At 44.5% G+C, this 18,284-nt stretch carries 9 protein-coding genes; all 9 read left to right on the plus strand.

The window, feature by feature from the left end; all coding sequences use genetic code 11:
• Positions 1-163 precede the first annotated feature (163 nt).
• Positions 164-2,686 carry an S-layer homology domain-containing protein gene (locus Ami103574_RS05420; protein WP_163065657.1) on the plus strand — a complete coding sequence of 841 codons (2,523 nt, stop codon included), beginning with the start codon at positions 164-166 and terminating at the stop codon, positions 2,684-2,686.
• 526 nt (positions 2,687-3,212) lie between these two features.
• The gene (locus Ami103574_RS05425) at positions 3,213-3,560 is read left to right on the plus strand and encodes a helix-turn-helix transcriptional regulator (protein ID WP_163065658.1); all 348 of its coding nucleotides are present in this window, start codon (positions 3,213-3,215) and stop codon (positions 3,558-3,560) included.
• Positions 3,561-3,602: 42 nt separating this feature from the next.
• On the plus strand, positions 3,603-4,478 hold the full coding sequence (locus tag Ami103574_RS05430) for a methionyl aminopeptidase (RefSeq protein ID WP_163065659.1): 876 nt from the start codon (positions 3,603-3,605) through the stop codon (positions 4,476-4,478).
• A gap of 229 nt (positions 4,479-4,707) precedes the next feature.
• Positions 4,708-5,841 carry a hypothetical protein gene (locus tag Ami103574_RS05435; protein ID WP_163065660.1) on the plus strand — a complete coding sequence of 378 codons (1,134 nt, stop codon included), beginning with the start codon at positions 4,708-4,710 and terminating at the stop codon, positions 5,839-5,841.
• An 84-nt stretch (positions 5,842-5,925) separates the two neighbouring features.
• A complete protein-coding gene (locus tag Ami103574_RS05440) occupies positions 5,926-6,558 on the plus strand; it encodes a Vat family streptogramin A O-acetyltransferase (RefSeq protein ID WP_163065661.1) in 633 nt (210 codons plus the stop codon).
• Positions 6,559-6,604: 46 nt separating this feature from the next.
• On the plus strand, positions 6,605-6,799 hold the full coding sequence (locus tag Ami103574_RS05445) for a DUF4177 domain-containing protein (protein WP_163065662.1): 195 nt from the start codon (positions 6,605-6,607) through the stop codon (positions 6,797-6,799).
• Positions 6,800-6,843: 44 nt separating this feature from the next.
• A complete protein-coding gene (locus Ami103574_RS05450; protein ID WP_163065663.1) occupies positions 6,844-7,266 on the plus strand; it encodes a VOC family protein in 423 nt (140 codons plus the stop codon).
• Between the two features lie 97 nt (positions 7,267-7,363).
• Entirely contained in the window at positions 7,364-7,981 is a 618-nt protein-coding gene (locus tag Ami103574_RS05455; protein ID WP_163065664.1) for a lactate utilization protein, read from the plus strand.
• Positions 7,982-8,556: 575 nt separating this feature from the next.
• The gene (locus tag Ami103574_RS05460; RefSeq protein WP_163065665.1) at positions 8,557-18,198 is read left to right on the plus strand and encodes an S-layer homology domain-containing protein; all 9,642 of its coding nucleotides are present in this window, start codon (positions 8,557-8,559) and stop codon (positions 18,196-18,198) included.
• Positions 18,199-18,284 lie beyond the last annotated feature (86 nt).

An 18,284-nucleotide genomic window follows, 5' to 3' on the forward strand; every position in this document is an offset into this window, starting at 1 on the left:
AGATTTAGCCTGTATTTCGTGCGGAAAAATGTGCTTCTCGTGTAGGTGGCACGTTACCGACTGCAATTTATGGTAGGATGACATTGTTATACAGGACGGCTTGGTAAAATAAAATTATGTGCCGCTCCATGAAAATAAAATTATTTGAGGAGGAAAAGATATAATGATAAAACGAACTAGCAAGAAAATACTTTCCTTTGCATTGGTGGCGACGCTGGTATTTGCTGCGACACCCGTGACAGTTGGCGCAGCACAAAATGACCACACAGGGCATTGGGCGGCTTCTGCTGTCAAAGTTTGTGAGGATTACGGCATTCTTGAAGGAGTGGCTGGAAACTACAATCCTGACGTAATTATAACCCGCGCGGAGTTTTGCACCATGGTTAATCGCGCATTTCATTACACAAATACCGATAGCAGCAAAACCTTTACCGATGTAGATTATAATTCCACTTCGGGGAAAGACGTGAAAATTGCGTCAGCGATGGGTTATATAGAGGGATATGGTGAAAAATTCGGCCCCAATGATGGGTTGACACAGGAGCAAGCCTTTACTATCCTTGCAAAGATTTATAATCTGCAAGGCAGTACGGATGCTGAAACACGATTTACCGACGACCCGCAGATATCTGCTTGGGCAAGAACTTATATAGACGCCATGAACTCCGCGGGCTATGTCAACGGCACAGGAAACGGTGCACTAAGTCCTCAAAAGCAATTAACCAAAGGTGAGGTCGCGCAAGTATTATGGAACCTATTCGGTACAATTGCGGACAAAGACCTGACGGAGGATGCGACTTATCAAAACCTAACCATTCGTCAGGACGGCGTAAGCGTTAAAAGTGCTACTGTCACCGGTGATCTTTTTATCACCGATGGCGTGGGAACCGGCGATGCTGCGTTTGAAAATATCACGGTGAAAGGCCGTACGCTTATTGCAGGAGGCGGATCAAATTCTGTTTCGTTCAACAACAGCAGTTTGAGCAATCTTGTTTTGGCAGGAACCCGTAATACTCATGTCAATCTGATAAAAACTACACCAAAAACGATTGCCTTTGCGCAATCCGGAAAAGTGAGCTTTGAGAATGCTGCTGCGGCATTTGATGCTGCAAGCGGGAAGTTGACGCTTACCGGTACATTTGACAAAATTATTGAAAACAGCAACCACACAGTAACGATTAGTCTCGGCAGCATAACCACTACAATTAGTTCCACTTCGCCGTTAAAAAGCGTTACGAAACCAAGTGTACCTGAAATCCCGTTGAGCAAGGGCGGCAGCTCCCGTGGCTCTAGCGGCAGTAATACGCCATCAGCTATCGCTGTCACAGGTGTAACAGTAAGTCCTAACGATGCAGTTCTTTCAGAGGGTTCCTCTCTGCAGCTTACAGCAATTATAGTGCCTTCCAATGCCACCAATCAGGGCGTTACCTGGTCATCGGACAACACCGCCGTGGCAACTGTTAATGCGAGCGGTCTTGTGATGGCGGTCGCATCAGGAACAGCGACGATAATGGTATCAACGGCAGATGGGACACACACCAATGTCTGCAACGTCACTGTCAATGCGCTTATCAATGCCCAAGTGCCGACCATTACAGTACAACCCGAGAATCAAGCAGTTTTTGTCGGCGATGCCATTTCATCATTAAACGTAACGGCAAGTGTAACCGATGGCGGGGATATTACTTACCAGTGGTATCGGAATACCACAAATAGCAACACCGATGGTGATTTGCTCAGCGGCGAAACAAACAGCAGCTATGCGCCTCTCGCTACAGAATATGGAACAACATATTATTACTGCCAGGTGACCAATACAAATACTAGTGTCAATGGCAATACCACCGCTACAGTAGCAACCGCCACTGCCGAGGTATATGTAAAAAGCTTCAACATCACCTCGTTCTCGGGTCGAACTGACATGACTTGGTTTGGTGACGGCAGCATTTCTTCACCACAAACCGCTTATCTTACCGGTATAACGTCCATTGACCACATTATGATACCGGAGGATCCTGGGGCCAGTGTGACTTACTACGGGACAGACAGCTCTTTTGGAATGCCACAGTCGATGACTAATACTAGTATTTCTTCTATAACGGCCTATTACTTTACCCTGACTTGCGGTGATGGCACTATGGCATTTTTCCGTATTTACCTTGCACCAGATATTCCTTCCATTGAGTTTGACGGTGAGAACGCCAACAAAATCATGCAGACAGCAGACGCCTTTTGCTACTCGCTGGACAGCGGTTCCACATGGAAAAATATAGATGGTGACCAGCACCAGTTAGCGGTGGAAGAAATTGATACCATATCATCCGGCGATGATGCTCCGGGGCAAGGCATCAAGGTAAAGCTCCGACAGGATATAGAGGGTACACAAATAATTAATCTTGTTATCCGGTATAGCAGTAGGAATTATTATTCTTTCAGTTGGGCCGGTAGTATATGCTACGTAGACCCTATTCAGGTTGGTTATCAACTGAGTGATTTAGAATATCGGATAAAGCAGAGTGGTGTTTATGGTGCATGGAAAGTTTGTGATGCGACTGATTTTACCTATACTCCTGATAATCCGAATCCTATCTACCATGTAAATAAAAGCGGCAAAGAAGCCATGCAGGTTCGGATTAAGGGCAAGGGCAATATAGCGCCAGGCAGGATTAAAACGCAAAATTTTTAAATTAATGCATGAATTGTAAAATAATTAATATCAGGAGGTACTACAATGGACAAATCTATAGTATCAGGAACAGATACCAACGAAAGCAAGGCTGTTCAGGATGAGCTGAATATGCAGACAGACTGATGCTTTAAGGAAAAATTAAGAAGATGGGCTGGCATATCGTGAGGAATCGCTGCATGCCAGCACATTTTTGTTTATAGGCTTATAAGACTGTGACCGTAAAGATAAGCAGAAAAGGGGTTGGGAAGGCTAATGAGAAGATTTTCTGTTAATTACCTCTAATTTATGATAAAATAATAATCAGTTGAAGAAGAAAATGAGACAGTATAAAATAAAAAGTAGGCAAGGTGGTTACATTCCTTGTCTACTTTGAGTTTACAACTCCATTTAACTGGTGGTCATGCTTTAAAGAAAAATTGAAATACGGTCGTAGTGGACATTACAAGGATCTTATGCTATATGTGCAACTTATATCAAGTAATTGTCTGTGTAAATGAATATAATAGAGAAAGGAGTGAAGCGAATGTCTATACAAACAATCGAAACGATGGCGCGGTGGGTAGAGAATAACGTAAAGGAAAACCCAAGTCTGCAAGATATGTCATCCTATGTTGGTTACTCCCCATATTACTGTTCAACAAAGTTTCGGCAACATATGGGGATGACATACAAGCAATTTCTTGCCCAATGCAAATTAAAAGCTGCCGCTTATGATCTTTGTATAACCGATGACAGAATAACCGACATTGCTTTTCGCTATGGGTATTCATCATCTGAAGCGTTTGCGAGAGCCTTTTCACAAACCTTTCAGTGTTCGCCACGGCAATATCGCAAGACTTGCAATATTTCTCTTGGCTCACCGAGTCCGTAGGGCGTAGGGCTTCCTCCAAATTTTTAAATGCGAGGGTATAAAATGTTTAACAAGTTTGGGAGAAATGACATCTGCTGGTGTGGCAGCGGGCAAAAATATAAAAAATGCCATGCCGTTATGGATGAACAAATAGAACTGTATCGCTTAAAGGGCTGTGAAGTCCCCCAGCGAAAATTACTTAAAACAAAGCCACAAATTGAAGGCATCAGGGAGAGTGGTAAACGAAATATAGCGATACTGGATTTTATTGAGGATTTTGCGGTGGATGGGGTGACGACAGAAGAGCTGGATCAGCTTATTTTTCAAAAGACCAAGGAACTTGGCGGCATTCCGGCAGACCTCCATTACGAAGGATATCCAAAGAGCGTGTGCATCTCGATTAATGATGTGGTATGCCATGGAATTCCCTCTGAAAGTCTGTTCCTGCAAAAGGGCGACATCGTAAATATTGATGTGTCTACAATCTACAACGGTTTTTTTTCAGATTCTTCCCGCATGTTTTGCATCGGTGAGGTTTCCACAGAAAAACAAAAACTGGTTCAGGTGGCGAAGGAATGTGTGGAGCGTGGCATTGAGGTAGTAAAACCCTGGGGATTTCTTGGAGATGTTGGTCAAGCTGTTCATGATCATGCAAAGAAAAATGGATACTCTGTTGTTCGAGAAATCGGAGGCCATGGTATTGGCTTACAGTTTCACGAAGATCCTTGGGTCGGTTATGTGACAAAGAGGGAAACGGGAATGCTCTTGGTTCCCGGACTTGTTTTTACGGTAGAGCCCATGATAAATATGGGAACGCCGAATATAGTAACAGATAAACACGATAATTGGACTGTTCGCACGGCGGATGGGAAGCCTTCTGCACAGTGGGAAAAAACAGTCTTAGTAACTGAAACAGGTTATGAGGTGCTGGCATATTAATGAACGATTAGGGATAAGCCAGATCTCTCAATTTGAGCTTGATATCCTGCAAGGCATGACGGTTAAAACCGCCATGCCTTTTTAAATTTAGAGCTTGAAAGGTGTGTATCCTTAAACTGCCTCGAAGAAGATTAAAATAAAGCTTTTATTTTGGCGGGAAATATAGGCAAAGGCCAGACTTTATGCTAATATATGTGAGGTTATTTATGTACTAGGAAGGGGTAATTACATGAAAAGAGTGCTATTTTTAGTAATAATTCTCAGTGTGTTATTTACAGCAGCATGCGCTAATCAGAAATTAACAAAATCAGATAATGAGACAGATCAGACCTTAACTGAGTCTTTGCAGCTGGTTCTTTCTTACGATAGTAATGATTTTGAGGGGGAAGCCGACGCAGAAGCAAGGGATCAAAGACTTCGCGATACAATCTGTTTAGCTTCAACTTTAGAAAAAGAACAAAAAGAACTATTAATCAAAGAATATCTTCAAAAAATGAAGACCTATAAAGAAACGCCTGATTTTGAATCCTCTGAGAATGGAAAGCACTTTATGGACTACTATTTAGACGAAGCAAAAGGAAAAATGAGTTTTGTCTTTTATTTTTATGGTGATAATTTTGAAAGTCAAACAGAAGAACCAAATGCTTCGCAGGAGCGCATAATCTGTACGACAATGAATTTGAGCGATTTTCAAAAGATAGGATATGTTTCTTACACTTGTGACAATCAACAGCGTACGAATCATGAAAGTCTATTGGATACGAAGAAAAATCGGATTGCAACTGTTGACTATCAATATTTGAATAATATTCCTTTTCCCTTTATTACAAAATATGAAGAGACAGGTAATTACAAGGATATGATTGATGACATACTAAATATAAATCAAAAGTTTTGGCTTTACAAAGATTATGCTGAATTTGATAACACCGGGAAATGGACTGGCTATGCCGATGACATCTATAATAATAATGATTCTGGGTACGACTTTGCATGTTCCTATGATGCCAAAGGGAATCTTGTAAAAATCAGCGGTGAAATGAATGGCAAACCTAATGTGCTGAACGAGGTGAACATCGATTATCAAAAAAATGGTTTTCTTGACACAGTGGTTTACACCCGTCCAGATATAATATATGGAACGACGGATTCTTCTGGAGAAATACATTATGATGATAAGGGACGAATGATATATCAAGAAAACTATATTACCCATGGGAATCAATATGCTGTTTATCTCTACCGTGGTGAAGATAAAAGACCATGGGCCTCTATCCGCCTTGACAGTGAGGTTTGGGGGCACATTGCAGAAGGGGTCGATTACGGCAATCAAGTAAAGGCTTATCTATTTCAGCCTAGTTAATTTAAAGCCAGTCAAATTTCATGTACGTTTTATGATGTCAGGTGCAGAAAACAGGATTTTATGAATAATGAAGAGGAGGGTTCTATGCAATACGGACCAAACCCCAATGCCATCTATCCCAATGAAGCTATAAAAAGCGTGTGCTACATTAAGAATATCGTGACACGACCCAATATAATCATCGGAGATTATACCTATTATGACGACAGCGATGGTGCAGAAAAGTTTGAAGAACACGTTACACATCATTATGAATTTATCGGAGACAAGCTCATCATCGGCAAATTTTGCGCCATAGCAAAGGGTGTTGAATTTATAATGAACGGCGCAAACCATAGAATGAACAGTGTTACTACCTATCCCTTTAATATCATGGGAAGCGGCTGGGAAAAAGCAACACCAGCACTAACCGATTTACCCCTTAAAGGGGATACGGTGATTGGCAATGATGTATGGATTGGTCAGAACGTTACCGTGATGCCAGGTGTTCACGTTGGAGATGGAGCCATTATTGCTGCTAATTCTGTGGTAACAAAGGATGTTCCAGCTTACCATATTGCAGGAGGAAACCCCGTTAAAATAATGAAGAAAAGATTTGATGACAACCTCATTGAACATCTGAAAAAAATTAAATGGTGGGATTGGCCTGCGGAAAAAATATTTGAGCACCTTGAAATCCTATGTAGCGGAGACTTAGGAAAAATCACCAAAATTTAAAATAATTACAAGGACATTTGTTTAATCGATTCATGGAGGAGAAAGTATGGAAAAATTTGAATATAAAACACTGCTTACAGATGTAAAAGGTTTTTGGGGTGGTGAGGTTGATCCGATGGCATTTCAAGCGCAACTAAATGAATTAGGTGCTCAAGGCTGGGAATTAGTAAGCATGGTTCCCACCGCTCAAAGTCAAGGAAATACACGATGGATTCTCTCAACATTAAAACGAAAAATATAGTTTGATGTGTTGGATTTATTTTAATGGAATATGGAGGAAGAAGAATGATTCAATCCATTGTACATATTGCCTTAGTCGTAAAGGACTATGATGAAGCAATTGATTTTTACACAAAGAAGCTCCACTTTACATTGGTAGAGGACACCTATCAACCAGAACAAGAGAAAAGGTGGGTAGTTGTTTCTCCTCCGGGGACCAATGGAACAACCATATTGCTGGCAAGGGCATCCAAGCCAGAACAAGATTCTTTCATCGGAAATCAGGCAGGTGGAAGAGTTTTTCTCTTCTTAGGAACGGATGATTTTTGGCGAGATTACAATGAAATGATAAAAATAGGTATAGAATTTGTTAGAGAACCCAAAGAGCAAGCGTATGGAACCGTTGCGGTATTTAAAGATCTATACGGCAATTTGTGGGATTTGGTTCAGTTCAATGAAAACCACCCCATGTCCAAACGGGTTAGATAGGCCGGATATACGAGATCCTGCAATGATACTCATTACAAGAATGTTGTTGTTGGTTGGTCAACGACTTATACACAATGGCAAATGAAACGGAGAGAATATGGATACGCGTGTTGATGAAGTATTAAAGAACTTAAGAAGAAACAATATGGCAGGGTATGTGGTTGCCAATCGAAAGGAACTAGTGGAGTTAATTGGTGAATTAATTCCAAAGGGTACTACTGTTGGCTGCGGGGATTCTGTTACCTTAGAACAAACGGGCGTGTTTGACTTTTTAAGAAACGAAGACTATGTTTTTTACGATAAGCATAAGCCGGGGTTGACTTCGGCAGAAAAGCGTGAAATCTATTTGAATAATTTTAGTGCCGATACGTTTATTACCGGCTCTAATGCAGTTACCGCAGATGGTAAAATATTTAATATTGATGGCAATGGTAGCAGGGTTGCCCCTATGCTTTATGGTCCAAAACAAGTTATCGTTGTTGTGGGGACGAATAAAATGGTTGAAAATGTTGAGCAAGCAGTTGAAAGAACAAGGCAAATCGCAGCTCCCTTGGATGCTAAAAGGTTAATGAAAGAAACGCCCTGTACAAAGCTAGAAAGGTGCATTGACTGCAATCATAAACAACGTATATGTAACGACTTTGTATTAATAACGGGACAATTTATAGCAGATCGAATTAAAGTAATCGTGGTTAACGAGACTCTCGGATATTAAGCTGGAGCTTTTTAAGACAGAATTTTGTAGATTTTTGGGGAATGGTGTAATGTTAAGGCGAAATTCCCTTTGACATAAGGTGGGGAAGTAGTATAGAATAAGGCCAGACAATTGAATAGAACATTTTCCTGCAGTTGCACCGACCGTTAGCTAATAAGATATAGCTGATGGGCGGATGCATCAAATGACAAGCCGGTTAGAATCCGGCGCAGTCTTACCTCTACTGTATTTCGCCTTTGTGCGATAAGCCAGGTTGTCAGCTGCTTGAACGTAATACATCAAGGTGGGATATATTGCTAATTTTTATAGACCGTGTCTGTTATCGAAAAAATGACGGATGGTGCATTGAAGATGGTGTATTTGCGTACCCCGAAAGGGCAGCAATGCATGCCATCTTTTTTTGTTGCCATAAAAAGGGTTAAGCGATCAAGTAGAAAATAAGCAGGAAAATGTTCTTTTGTTGTTTTTGTCTAGTGGGTGTAATACATATTTATAGGCCTTTGGAGGTGAAGCACATGACTTAAGGGCACTAAACAAATCTATAAATGAACTGTTTTTATTTTGGAGGGAAAATAATGAAATTAGCAAAAAAAATGCTCTCGCTGGTGCTGACAGTCGTCATGCTTGTGGGTATGCTGCCAAGTGATGTACTGGCAGAATCCTCGCAAAGTACCTTTGACTCATTTTTTGAATCAGTAAGTACGTTAGCAGATATAACAAATGATGAAACGCCAAACTACGCCATGATTGTTGACGATTCAGACACGGATGCAGGGCCATACTTGAAATCGGGGAATACAGGTAAAAGCAGCTCTGAATCCGGTTTGACGTTTAAAGTCAAGCAGGCCATGAAACTATCTTTTTATTTTAAGGTTTCATCAGAAGCTAGATATGACTACATGAAAGTCCTGCTTAACTCAAGTGATTTAAATAGCAGCAATAAACAAAATTACAGCGGAGAACAGAGCTGGACAAAGTATGAATGTACAGCAAATGCTGGTGATACGGTCCGCATCTGCTACAGTAAAGATTCTGGCGGCAATAACGGTGATGATGCACTTTGGCTGAAGGACTTTGAGGCCCAGCCCCTACCTTTCGTCACCTTTTATAGCAACGATGGTACGGATAAAGCAATCCAACAAACCATTACCTCAGACAATTTGACTCTGAAGGCGAATACCTTTAACCGAAGCGGTTACCGCTTTCAAGGGTGGGCTGAGACAGAGGACGGTGAAGTCCTCTATGAAGACAAGGAAAAGCTCACTTTGGATGAGCAGGAAAGTTTTGAGCTATATGCAGTATGGGCGAAGCTTTACAACATTAACTTTACGGTAACCCCATCTGATGCAGTACTTTCTCTGTATGCGGACGAAGCCCATTCAGATAAATTAAATCTGTCGGGCACAAACGGCAGTTATAGCATAGAAGTGCTGCCGGGTACATATTATTATACGGCCTCTGGTTTTGGATTTGAAGGTGTCAACGATGGAGTCGTTACTATAACAGATGCCGACAAGGACCAAACGATTAGTCTAACGCAAAGCGATTCCTGTCGCTTGAATTTTGATTATACGGGCGGCAGCTATGCGGAAATCGAAAATCCTCAGTTTACAGTAAAGGCAGGCAGCAAGGTTGTCTCCCCACAGGTCGGCAGCGGTTCGCCTGTTTATGACCTGCCTTTTGGATATGAATATGAATATACGTTTAAAAGCAAGAATTATTCTAAAGTCACTGGGAAGGTGGATCTAACCGCCTCTGTTGATGAGGAAAGGACCATTTCTATCCCGCTGACTACCAAAACGGCGTGGGGTGGACCGGGAGAAGTGCTTCAGCCTGCTGTTGGAGAAGGCCTCTCAGATAGTCCATACCAAATCGGAACGGGGGAGGAACTGGCTTGGCTGGCAGAACAGGTCAATTCGGGCAACGCAAGCCTCTATGCCATACTGACAGCGGATATTGACCTAGGCGATGAAGCGTGGGTACCTATCGGAACTTCAACTTCTAAAGCTTTTAAGGGACATTTCGACGGTAAAGGCTTTACCATTAAGGGCCTATCGGTAACACAAAATAGCGGCGATTTAGGCCTCTTTGGCTGCATAGATGGCGGAAAGCTAAGCAATCTCACCATAGAAGGCAGCTTGACAGGCTCATCGCTTTCGTCGGCAGGTGGTTTTGTGGGAACCCTGCGAGGAGCAAACGCCTTAATTGAAAACTGTATCAATAAAGCAGCCATTAATGCCAGCACAACCTCTGGCACCGGCGGCATTGTCGGCAAGGTAGACAGCAGTGATCCCAAGAAAATTCGCAGCTGCATCAATCTTGGGGCTGTCAGCGGGTCCAATAACGTGGGTGGACTGGTGGGGTATTTTTACTATACCGGCACACTGGAAGATTCCTATAATAAAGGCACTGTATACGCCAGCATAAGCAAAGCAGGCGGTATTGCCGGATCGCTGGATGACTCAAGAGCAAGCATTGTAAATTGCTATTCGACGGGTACGGTAACGGGTAATAGTGATGTTGATCCTGCTGTGGGAAAAATTTCCAGTGGTACAGCGAAAAACTGTTATGCTTTGGGCAGTGTAGCGGATAAAACCGGTATCGCTTACAAAAGCAGCGAATATATGAAATCTGCACAATTTGCAGCAGACCTTGGGGAAGGTTTCCTTCGGGATGCCTCAGGGAGTGTCAATGACGGCTATCCAATTTTGGCTTTTCAGGATACCACCCCTAAATATGCGGTAACGGTGATTGTAAATCCAGCAGATGCAGCTTTAGTGCTGAAAAGTGCCGATGATGCCATTATAACAGGGAGCAAATCTGGCTCTGGAGAGACGGCACGTTATACCTATAATTTGAAAGATGGCATATATACATATCGGGCAGAGGCCTTTGGAAAAATTGCAGTAGAAGGTACTATTACGGTAAACGGTGATACCGTTGACCGAACCATTACACTCCAAAATGCACCGTCAAGCGCCGTTCAGTTTATTATTCTGCCAACGGAAGCAGCTTCCATTGCCAATGTCTCTGTAAAATATGGCAATACCGATATTTCAGCAAGCAGCGGTTCCTACGTCCTTCCGGCTGGAGAGTATAGCTATCTTGTAAAGGCGAAGGGGTTCAATAAAGTAGCTGGAACGCTGGTTATTCCAGAGAGCCCCCAGGCAACCATGGACGTCCATATACAAATGACGGTCTCCACAGGTTGGGATGGTACAGAGGTCAGCCAGCCAGAGGGAACTGGTGCAGCCATTTCCCCATATCTGATTGCTGACGGCGCCGAGCTGGCCTGGCTGGCGCAGGAAGTAAATGCAGGCAGAGCTAAAAATATTTATGCCCAGCTGACCCAGGACATTAATCTAGGTGAAGAACAATGGACACCTATTGGTACTTATACGTCAGCGTTCTCCGGTAGCTTTGATGGCAAGGGCTATACGGTCAGTGGACTGTCCATCAATTCCAGTGGAGATTATCAAGGGCTCTTCGGTATGGTCAAAGGCAGCAGCAGCAGCTTTGCTTCCATCTCAAATGTGACGGTAGATGGAACGATTATCGCTTCTGGTAGAAACATTAGCGGTATTGTTGGTCAGCTGGACTATGCTACGATTAGTAATTGCCACAATGGGGCGGATATTACAGTAACGGGTGCAAATGCGCAGGCTATTGGTGGTGTTGTCGGCTATGTCTATGACAGCGGCAAGATTACCGATTGCTCCAATTCCGGTACGGTGAAAGCCACCACGGCCACGCAAGTGGGTGGCATCGTTGGATATGTTAACACCTTTGACAACAAAACGCAGATTAGCAGTTGCTACAACAGTGGCACCATCAACGGCGGCATAAAAACAGGCGGTATTGCCGGAACTCCAGCCAATACCGTGACGAATGTTTATAATACCGGTACGGTCAGCGGCTCAGAAGCGGTCGGCGGTATCTTTGGATATCAGAGTGCATCTATCAGCAATGCCTATTCTGTTGGCGGCGTCAGTGGAACCAAGGATGTTGGTTCGGCTTTCGGACGCATCAGCTCCATGTACAGCCGCACAAATATTTTCTATTTGACCGGTTTGCAGGCAGACGCCAATGCTACCGCTAAATCTGCTTCCGAACTGGCAGATTCCATAGAGCTATTTAACAACGGCCAAAACCCGCTTGTATGGAAGAACGACGGCACGGGAGCACAGAGTATTAATGATGGATATCCAATCTTTGTATGGCAGGAGCTTCCGCCGGCAGGTCCGCAGAAACTGACCGCTCCGGCTGATGTGAAGTGGGCCCTTCAGAAAAATGGAGAACGTTCGTCTTTAGCCCAGTGGGCCCCAGTATCTGGTGCCGTTTCCTACGACGTAAGTATATGGATTCAGGATGGCAGTAATCAGCCTGAAAAGAAGCGTACCTTTACAAATATAACGAAGGCATCTTTTGATTTCAGCGATTTCATCACAGATAATTACGATGAGACGGAATATGTCGGGAACTATTATTTCACCGTAAAGGCCATTAGCGAGCAGGACGAGCTTTCAAGCGATGAGTCCGCCCTCAATACAGATCAGGTGCTGGCATTCGCTTATCCATTAGCTGCACCGTATGGCCTTTATTGGGATGGTGCCACGGCACATTGGAATCCTTCTAACTTTGCGGCGGGCTATCTGGTAAGCATTTATCGCCTTGACAATGGCACGCCGGTGCAGACAACTACCGGTACGGTGGTTGGCAACCAACAGTCGTTGGATTTGAGCCGTTACATGGCAACCGGCGGGAAATATGTTTTCGCGGTAACGGCCTTCTCCCAGTATTATGATGCAATGGAGGCGGATCCTTTTGGCAGTGAACTCTCCAAGCTGAGCAATGATCCACAGAATGCTGGAGAGAATGGCATTTATACGGTTTCCGATCCAACGAATCCTGGTGAAGGAAATGAAGATTGGGTGTCCATCACAACGGCAGAGCAGCTTATTGATCTGGCCAACATCGAGGACATCACAGATGACGGCGGAATAAATAGACAGGCTGTTGAATGGGCAAAAAATTATCGTTTAGAAAATAACATTGATTTTTCAAACCTTTCTGCGGCATACGCTGCAAAAAGTAAATCCATCGGCAATATCAATCACCGATTTATGGGTGCCTTTGATGGGAATAACCATAAAATTACGGGATTGACGCTGAGCAATTCTGACTCCGGTTTATTTAACTACATTGGTGCCACCGGGCGTGTATACAATTTGACCATTGAAGCACCAAACGTATTGTTCAGCGATAACGCAGCGGTTCTTGCTCTGAACAACTTCGGACTTGTGCAGTATTGCGCAGTGGTCAATGCCAATATTACTGCCGATACTGGTGCTGTGCTGGGGGGCATGATCAGCCGAAACTACGGTGTGATACGGGACAGCCGAGTAGAAGGCGGAACGCTGAAATCTAACAGCACAGCAGCAACAGGGCATGCTGGTTTTGTTGGCTCCAATGAGGAGGGTGGCCTGATTGAGCGTTGTTATTCCTCCATGCGTATTGAGACGCAGAGTGAATACTCCGGCGGATTTGTGGGGCTGAGCTATGGCGGCACGATCCGCGATTGTTTTGCACTCGGCAATGTTTCAGCCCGCTCTTATAGCGGCGGATTTGCCGGACGTTCTGTTTTTGAAGGAAACCTCTATCAGAACTGTTATGCCTTTAATACGGTGACGGTCACTGGCGAGAAAGGAAATGGTTTCATTGGAGGAAGTAAGCCGGACTCCGCTTTTCAGCCGGATCTTTCCCTAGAGATTTTCAACTGTTACTATGACGTAGCATCTGCTGCTGATCTTTATGCGACGGGGAAAACTGCCGCTGAGATGAAATCGGATGCCTTCCTGGCACTACTCAATGGAAACGGAGCCATTTGGACAAGATCAGAGGAAAAAAATAATGGATTGCCGTATCTGAGCATACTCGGAGCACCTGAATCTTTGCCAACATCGGATATTACGGTGCAAATGCTCTTTGGTACATATGATAAGCAGGCATATGCCTTTTCCAAAATGGGCGAAGCTATCACTGTCACCCTGAGCAGCACTGGGAACTCTCGTATTGTAGATGCCCTTGATGCCGCAGCAGCACAGGGATTAATCACCTATTCTTATGAAAGTACACCAGCCTACGGCAGATTCATCCATACCATTAATAACTATGCGGTAGATTCCCCAGATGGCTGGATGTTTACCATCAATGACAAATTATCTAATCTGGGCGCTTCCATTGCTAAAATATCAGATGGAGATAAGATTCTCTGGTATGAAGGTACGACGGAAAACCGTTTCCTGGGACCTACTTGGAATGAATTGATTACAGGCGTTCCAATGCAGTGGCAAGAGATTAAAAATATCGAAGAACTTCAGGCACTTTGTGCCACTGGAGATGATCAAGTGCTGGCACGCAATTACAAGCTTGCTGCCGATTTAGATTTGTTGGGTGTGACCATGACCAGCATCGGGTCGGCTGCCCATCCTTTTACCGGCACCTTTGATGGACAGGGACACAAGATTGCAAACCTAAAAATTACTGGCAGTGAGAATGCTGGGCTCTTTGGTGTCATCCGTGGTGCAACAATAAAAAATCTAGTGCTTGTTGATGCTTCCGTTACTGGTACCCGTAATGTCGGCACCTTGGTGGGTTGGGCTGATACAAAGCTTGATCAGGAAGACCTCTCTAAAAACGTTGCCAGCCTGATTGGTAACTGTACTGTCAGCGGCAGCGTTGCTGGTACAAAGAATGTCGGTGGTCTGATTGGCCTCAACGATGGCAGCTATGACAAAGACACCAAATTCTCCATTTACAGTGCGGTGGATAAATGCCAGGCAAGTGTGCGAATCGTTGGACAAGGCAATGATTCCACTAATCTCGGCGGTCTTGCAGGCAGCAACGAAGGGTACATTACAAAAAGTTCTGCTACCGGCAATGTGTTTGCCGATACAAGCTACATGGTCGGCGGTCTTGTTGGCTTTACTGATGGCAGTATCTACGACTCTTTCTCAAAGGGTTCTGTTATTGGCAGAGGGGCAGTCGGCGGATTTATTGGCTCAGGCAGCATGAACTCCGTTATGGAACGTTGCTACAGCCTCGGTGGAGTCGCCTGTGTTGATGGCAATATCGGTGGCTTTGCAGGAACTCTGTCCGGAAAGGTAACGGATTGCCTAAGTGCAGGCAGCGTAACACCGGGCAAGGGCATATCTGGTGTCAGCGGCGGATTTGTAGGCGATTTCAGCGGAACGCTGACTGGATACCAAAACTGGATTACCTTAAAGAATTCTTACGGAAATTCCATGCAGGCCAAGGGTGCAGCAGCATTAAAGCCTATCGGCAATTACGCAAAATTTTCTAGTGACGAAGAGCAGGCTGCCATGTCTGTTATCGCCCTGACAAGCATTCGGGATATTTCAGATCGTTTATTTGCCATGTTTGGTGTTAATCTGACGGTACCGTCTGATTTGAACACAGAGCTGGATAAATATGTTGATATTGTAGCTGTACCGTATGAAACAGCCTTAGGCAGCACGATTTCGCTGCTGCGGGACGGTTCTGTTAAATCTGGAAATATTACCAGTTCGATCCAGAGCGACAGCTCTTATCTGTCAGTTGAAGATGAACTGACGTTAAAAGCCCACAATGAGACGGGGAGCATGTTGACACAGTCTGTTGTGCTTACATTGACAGATACAAACGGCTACCGGCTGCATAAGACTATTTCAGTTCTGCTAAAGGCAAAGACACCAGATTATACAGAAATCATGGACAATATTGCAGGCGGCATGACTGCGAAAAGTGATGGCTGGACCGTCATGGATATGGCAGCCTATGGGTCACTCAGCAGCAAAACGCTGAAAACGACTTCTGAAGCCCTGCAAAATGCTATCAATCTGGCAATTACAGAGGCCGCATCTACTACAGCTACAGTAAGTGACCGGGCGCGGCTGGAAATCACCCTGCGCTCCATGAATATCGATAGCAGAAAACTCTATCCGGTCAATAGCAATACGCAGGTTAGCAATGCGGCAAAACTGTCTGCTATGAGTGCAGATTCCTATTACACTGCTCCTTGGATGCTACTTGCCGACCAACAGGGCAACACAAAACTGACGCAGACCCAGATTAATTCGCTGATTCTGCTTCTAAAGGATTCAATGGGCGCAGATGGCCTTTTCAGTTATAACTATGCAGGAACCACCTATACCGATCCGGATACGGCAGCAGCAGCGCTGGCAGCCCTTGCTCGCTTCTATCCATCTGATTCCCAGGCGAAAACGGTTGTAGATACCATTCTTACAGGACTTGATTCTGTACAGGGTACCGATGGTTCCTTTGGTAATGCAAACGCGGATGCTATGGTAATTACCGGCCTTGTTGCCCTGGGTATCAACCCATATGAATTCGGCACAAGGGGCCTAAGCGTCGCTGACGGACTGCTTACTCATGTCAGCAGTGATAAAAAGGCATTTTTGTATAACGGTGAGAAAAATGACCTGGCGACAGAACAGGGATTCCGAGCCCTTGTTACACTTGCGCAGTTTGCCGAAAATGGCGGTACAGAAGCCTATAATATTTATGATTATAGTAAGTTAGCTGTTGTTCCTGGACGTGCCAGCGGCAGCGGAACAGGTACTACGCCAGTAGACCCGCCGGAAACAAACGACGACATAAACGTATCCTTTACGCTAAAGGCAGATAAAGACGTTTGGATTCCTAAAACCAATATAACCCTGAAAGATGGCTCAACCGTTTATCATGCTTTTGTGCAGGCACTTGCTGGGCAGGGAATGTCCTCCAGGGGCGCTGAGAACGGATACGTCCGTTCTGTTACAAAAGGTGGAACAACTCTTTCTGAATTTGATAAAGGGGAGAATTCCGGGTGGCTTTACAAAGTCAATGGGGAGTTGCCGTTGGTGGGGCTGACCCAATACCCATTAAGTAATGGAGATAATATTCTTTGGTACTATACCAGCGACTGGACTAAAGATTCTTTAGCAGGTTCTATGGGCTCAGGAGTCGGTACGGTTCCCAATGAATCTGTTTACCTCAAGCCGACGGCACAGCTTGGCAAGGATGGTGCGGCACAAGTTAATATTGGAAAACAAGATATCAACGACGCGTTGAAATCCATAAAAACTGGCAATTCCTCTGCTTTGACGATTATTCCGGCAGGCGTAGAGAAAGCGGATAAAATCAGCGTTACCATGCCAAAGGATGCAATCAGCGAGTTGAGCAGCATCAAGGGCTCCATGCTTACCGTCAAAACACCGCTTGGGGTTATGACGATTCCGGCAGCGGAAATGGCTTCCATTACGAAACAGGCGGCAGGGAGCAATATTACCGTGCAGATTAACCGAGCACAAAGTCAGGATCTCAGCAATGCCCAGCAGCTGGCAGCGGGAAATCATGCGACTTATGATCTTCGCCTTGTCAGCGGAGAGAAGAGCATCACCACCTTTGGCGGCAGTCTAAGGATTTCTTTACCATACACCCTGAAAACTGGTGAAAAACCTGAAAACGTGGCAGTGTGGTATATGAATGACCAAGGACAGCTTCAGAAGATTACGTGCAGCTATGATTCCACATCGGCGCTGGCTACCTTTTCCACCAGCCATTTATCCTACTATCTTGTAGGCTATGCAGAAGATTGGACAAGTTCCTTTGGGGATGTAAAGTCTGGAGACTGGTTCTATAAATATGTGGAGTTCGTAGTTGGAAAGAAGCTTTTTGCAGGTACTGCTGACAACACCTTTAGTCCAAGCAGTCCAATGACACGTGCTATGGCCGTTACTGTTCTGTACAGGCTGGAAGGTCAGCCTGGGGCGAAGAGCAATGTAACCTACAGCGACGTCCAGTCCGGTCAGTGGTATTCACAGGCAGTGACCTGGGCAACAGAAACCGGCATCATATCCGGTGTTGGTGAGACATTATTTGGCACAAACGATAACATCACTCGTGAGCAGCTTGCCACGATGCTTTGGCGCTATGCTTTGTATAAGGGCTATGATACCAAAGCTTCAGCAGATCTCAGCGCATATTCCGATAGCAAGAATATTAAGGAATGGGCGGCGGACGCCATGAATTGGGCTGGTGCAGAAGGCTTGATTAATGGGCGGACAGAGAAGTTACTGGCACCGGAAGGAACGGCAACACGCGCGGAAGTAGCAGCAATCATGCAGAGATTTGTTGAAAATTGTGCAACACTCTGACCAAACAAGGAGGCGGCAAAGCATTATCTCTTTGCCGCCTCTCCTGATGATTGTATAAAAAAAGAAAGGTCACTATATCATGAGAT

The organism is Aminipila butyrica (genome assembly GCF_010669305.1).
Lineage (GTDB): Bacteria > Bacillota > Clostridia > Peptostreptococcales > Anaerovoracaceae > Aminipila > Aminipila butyrica.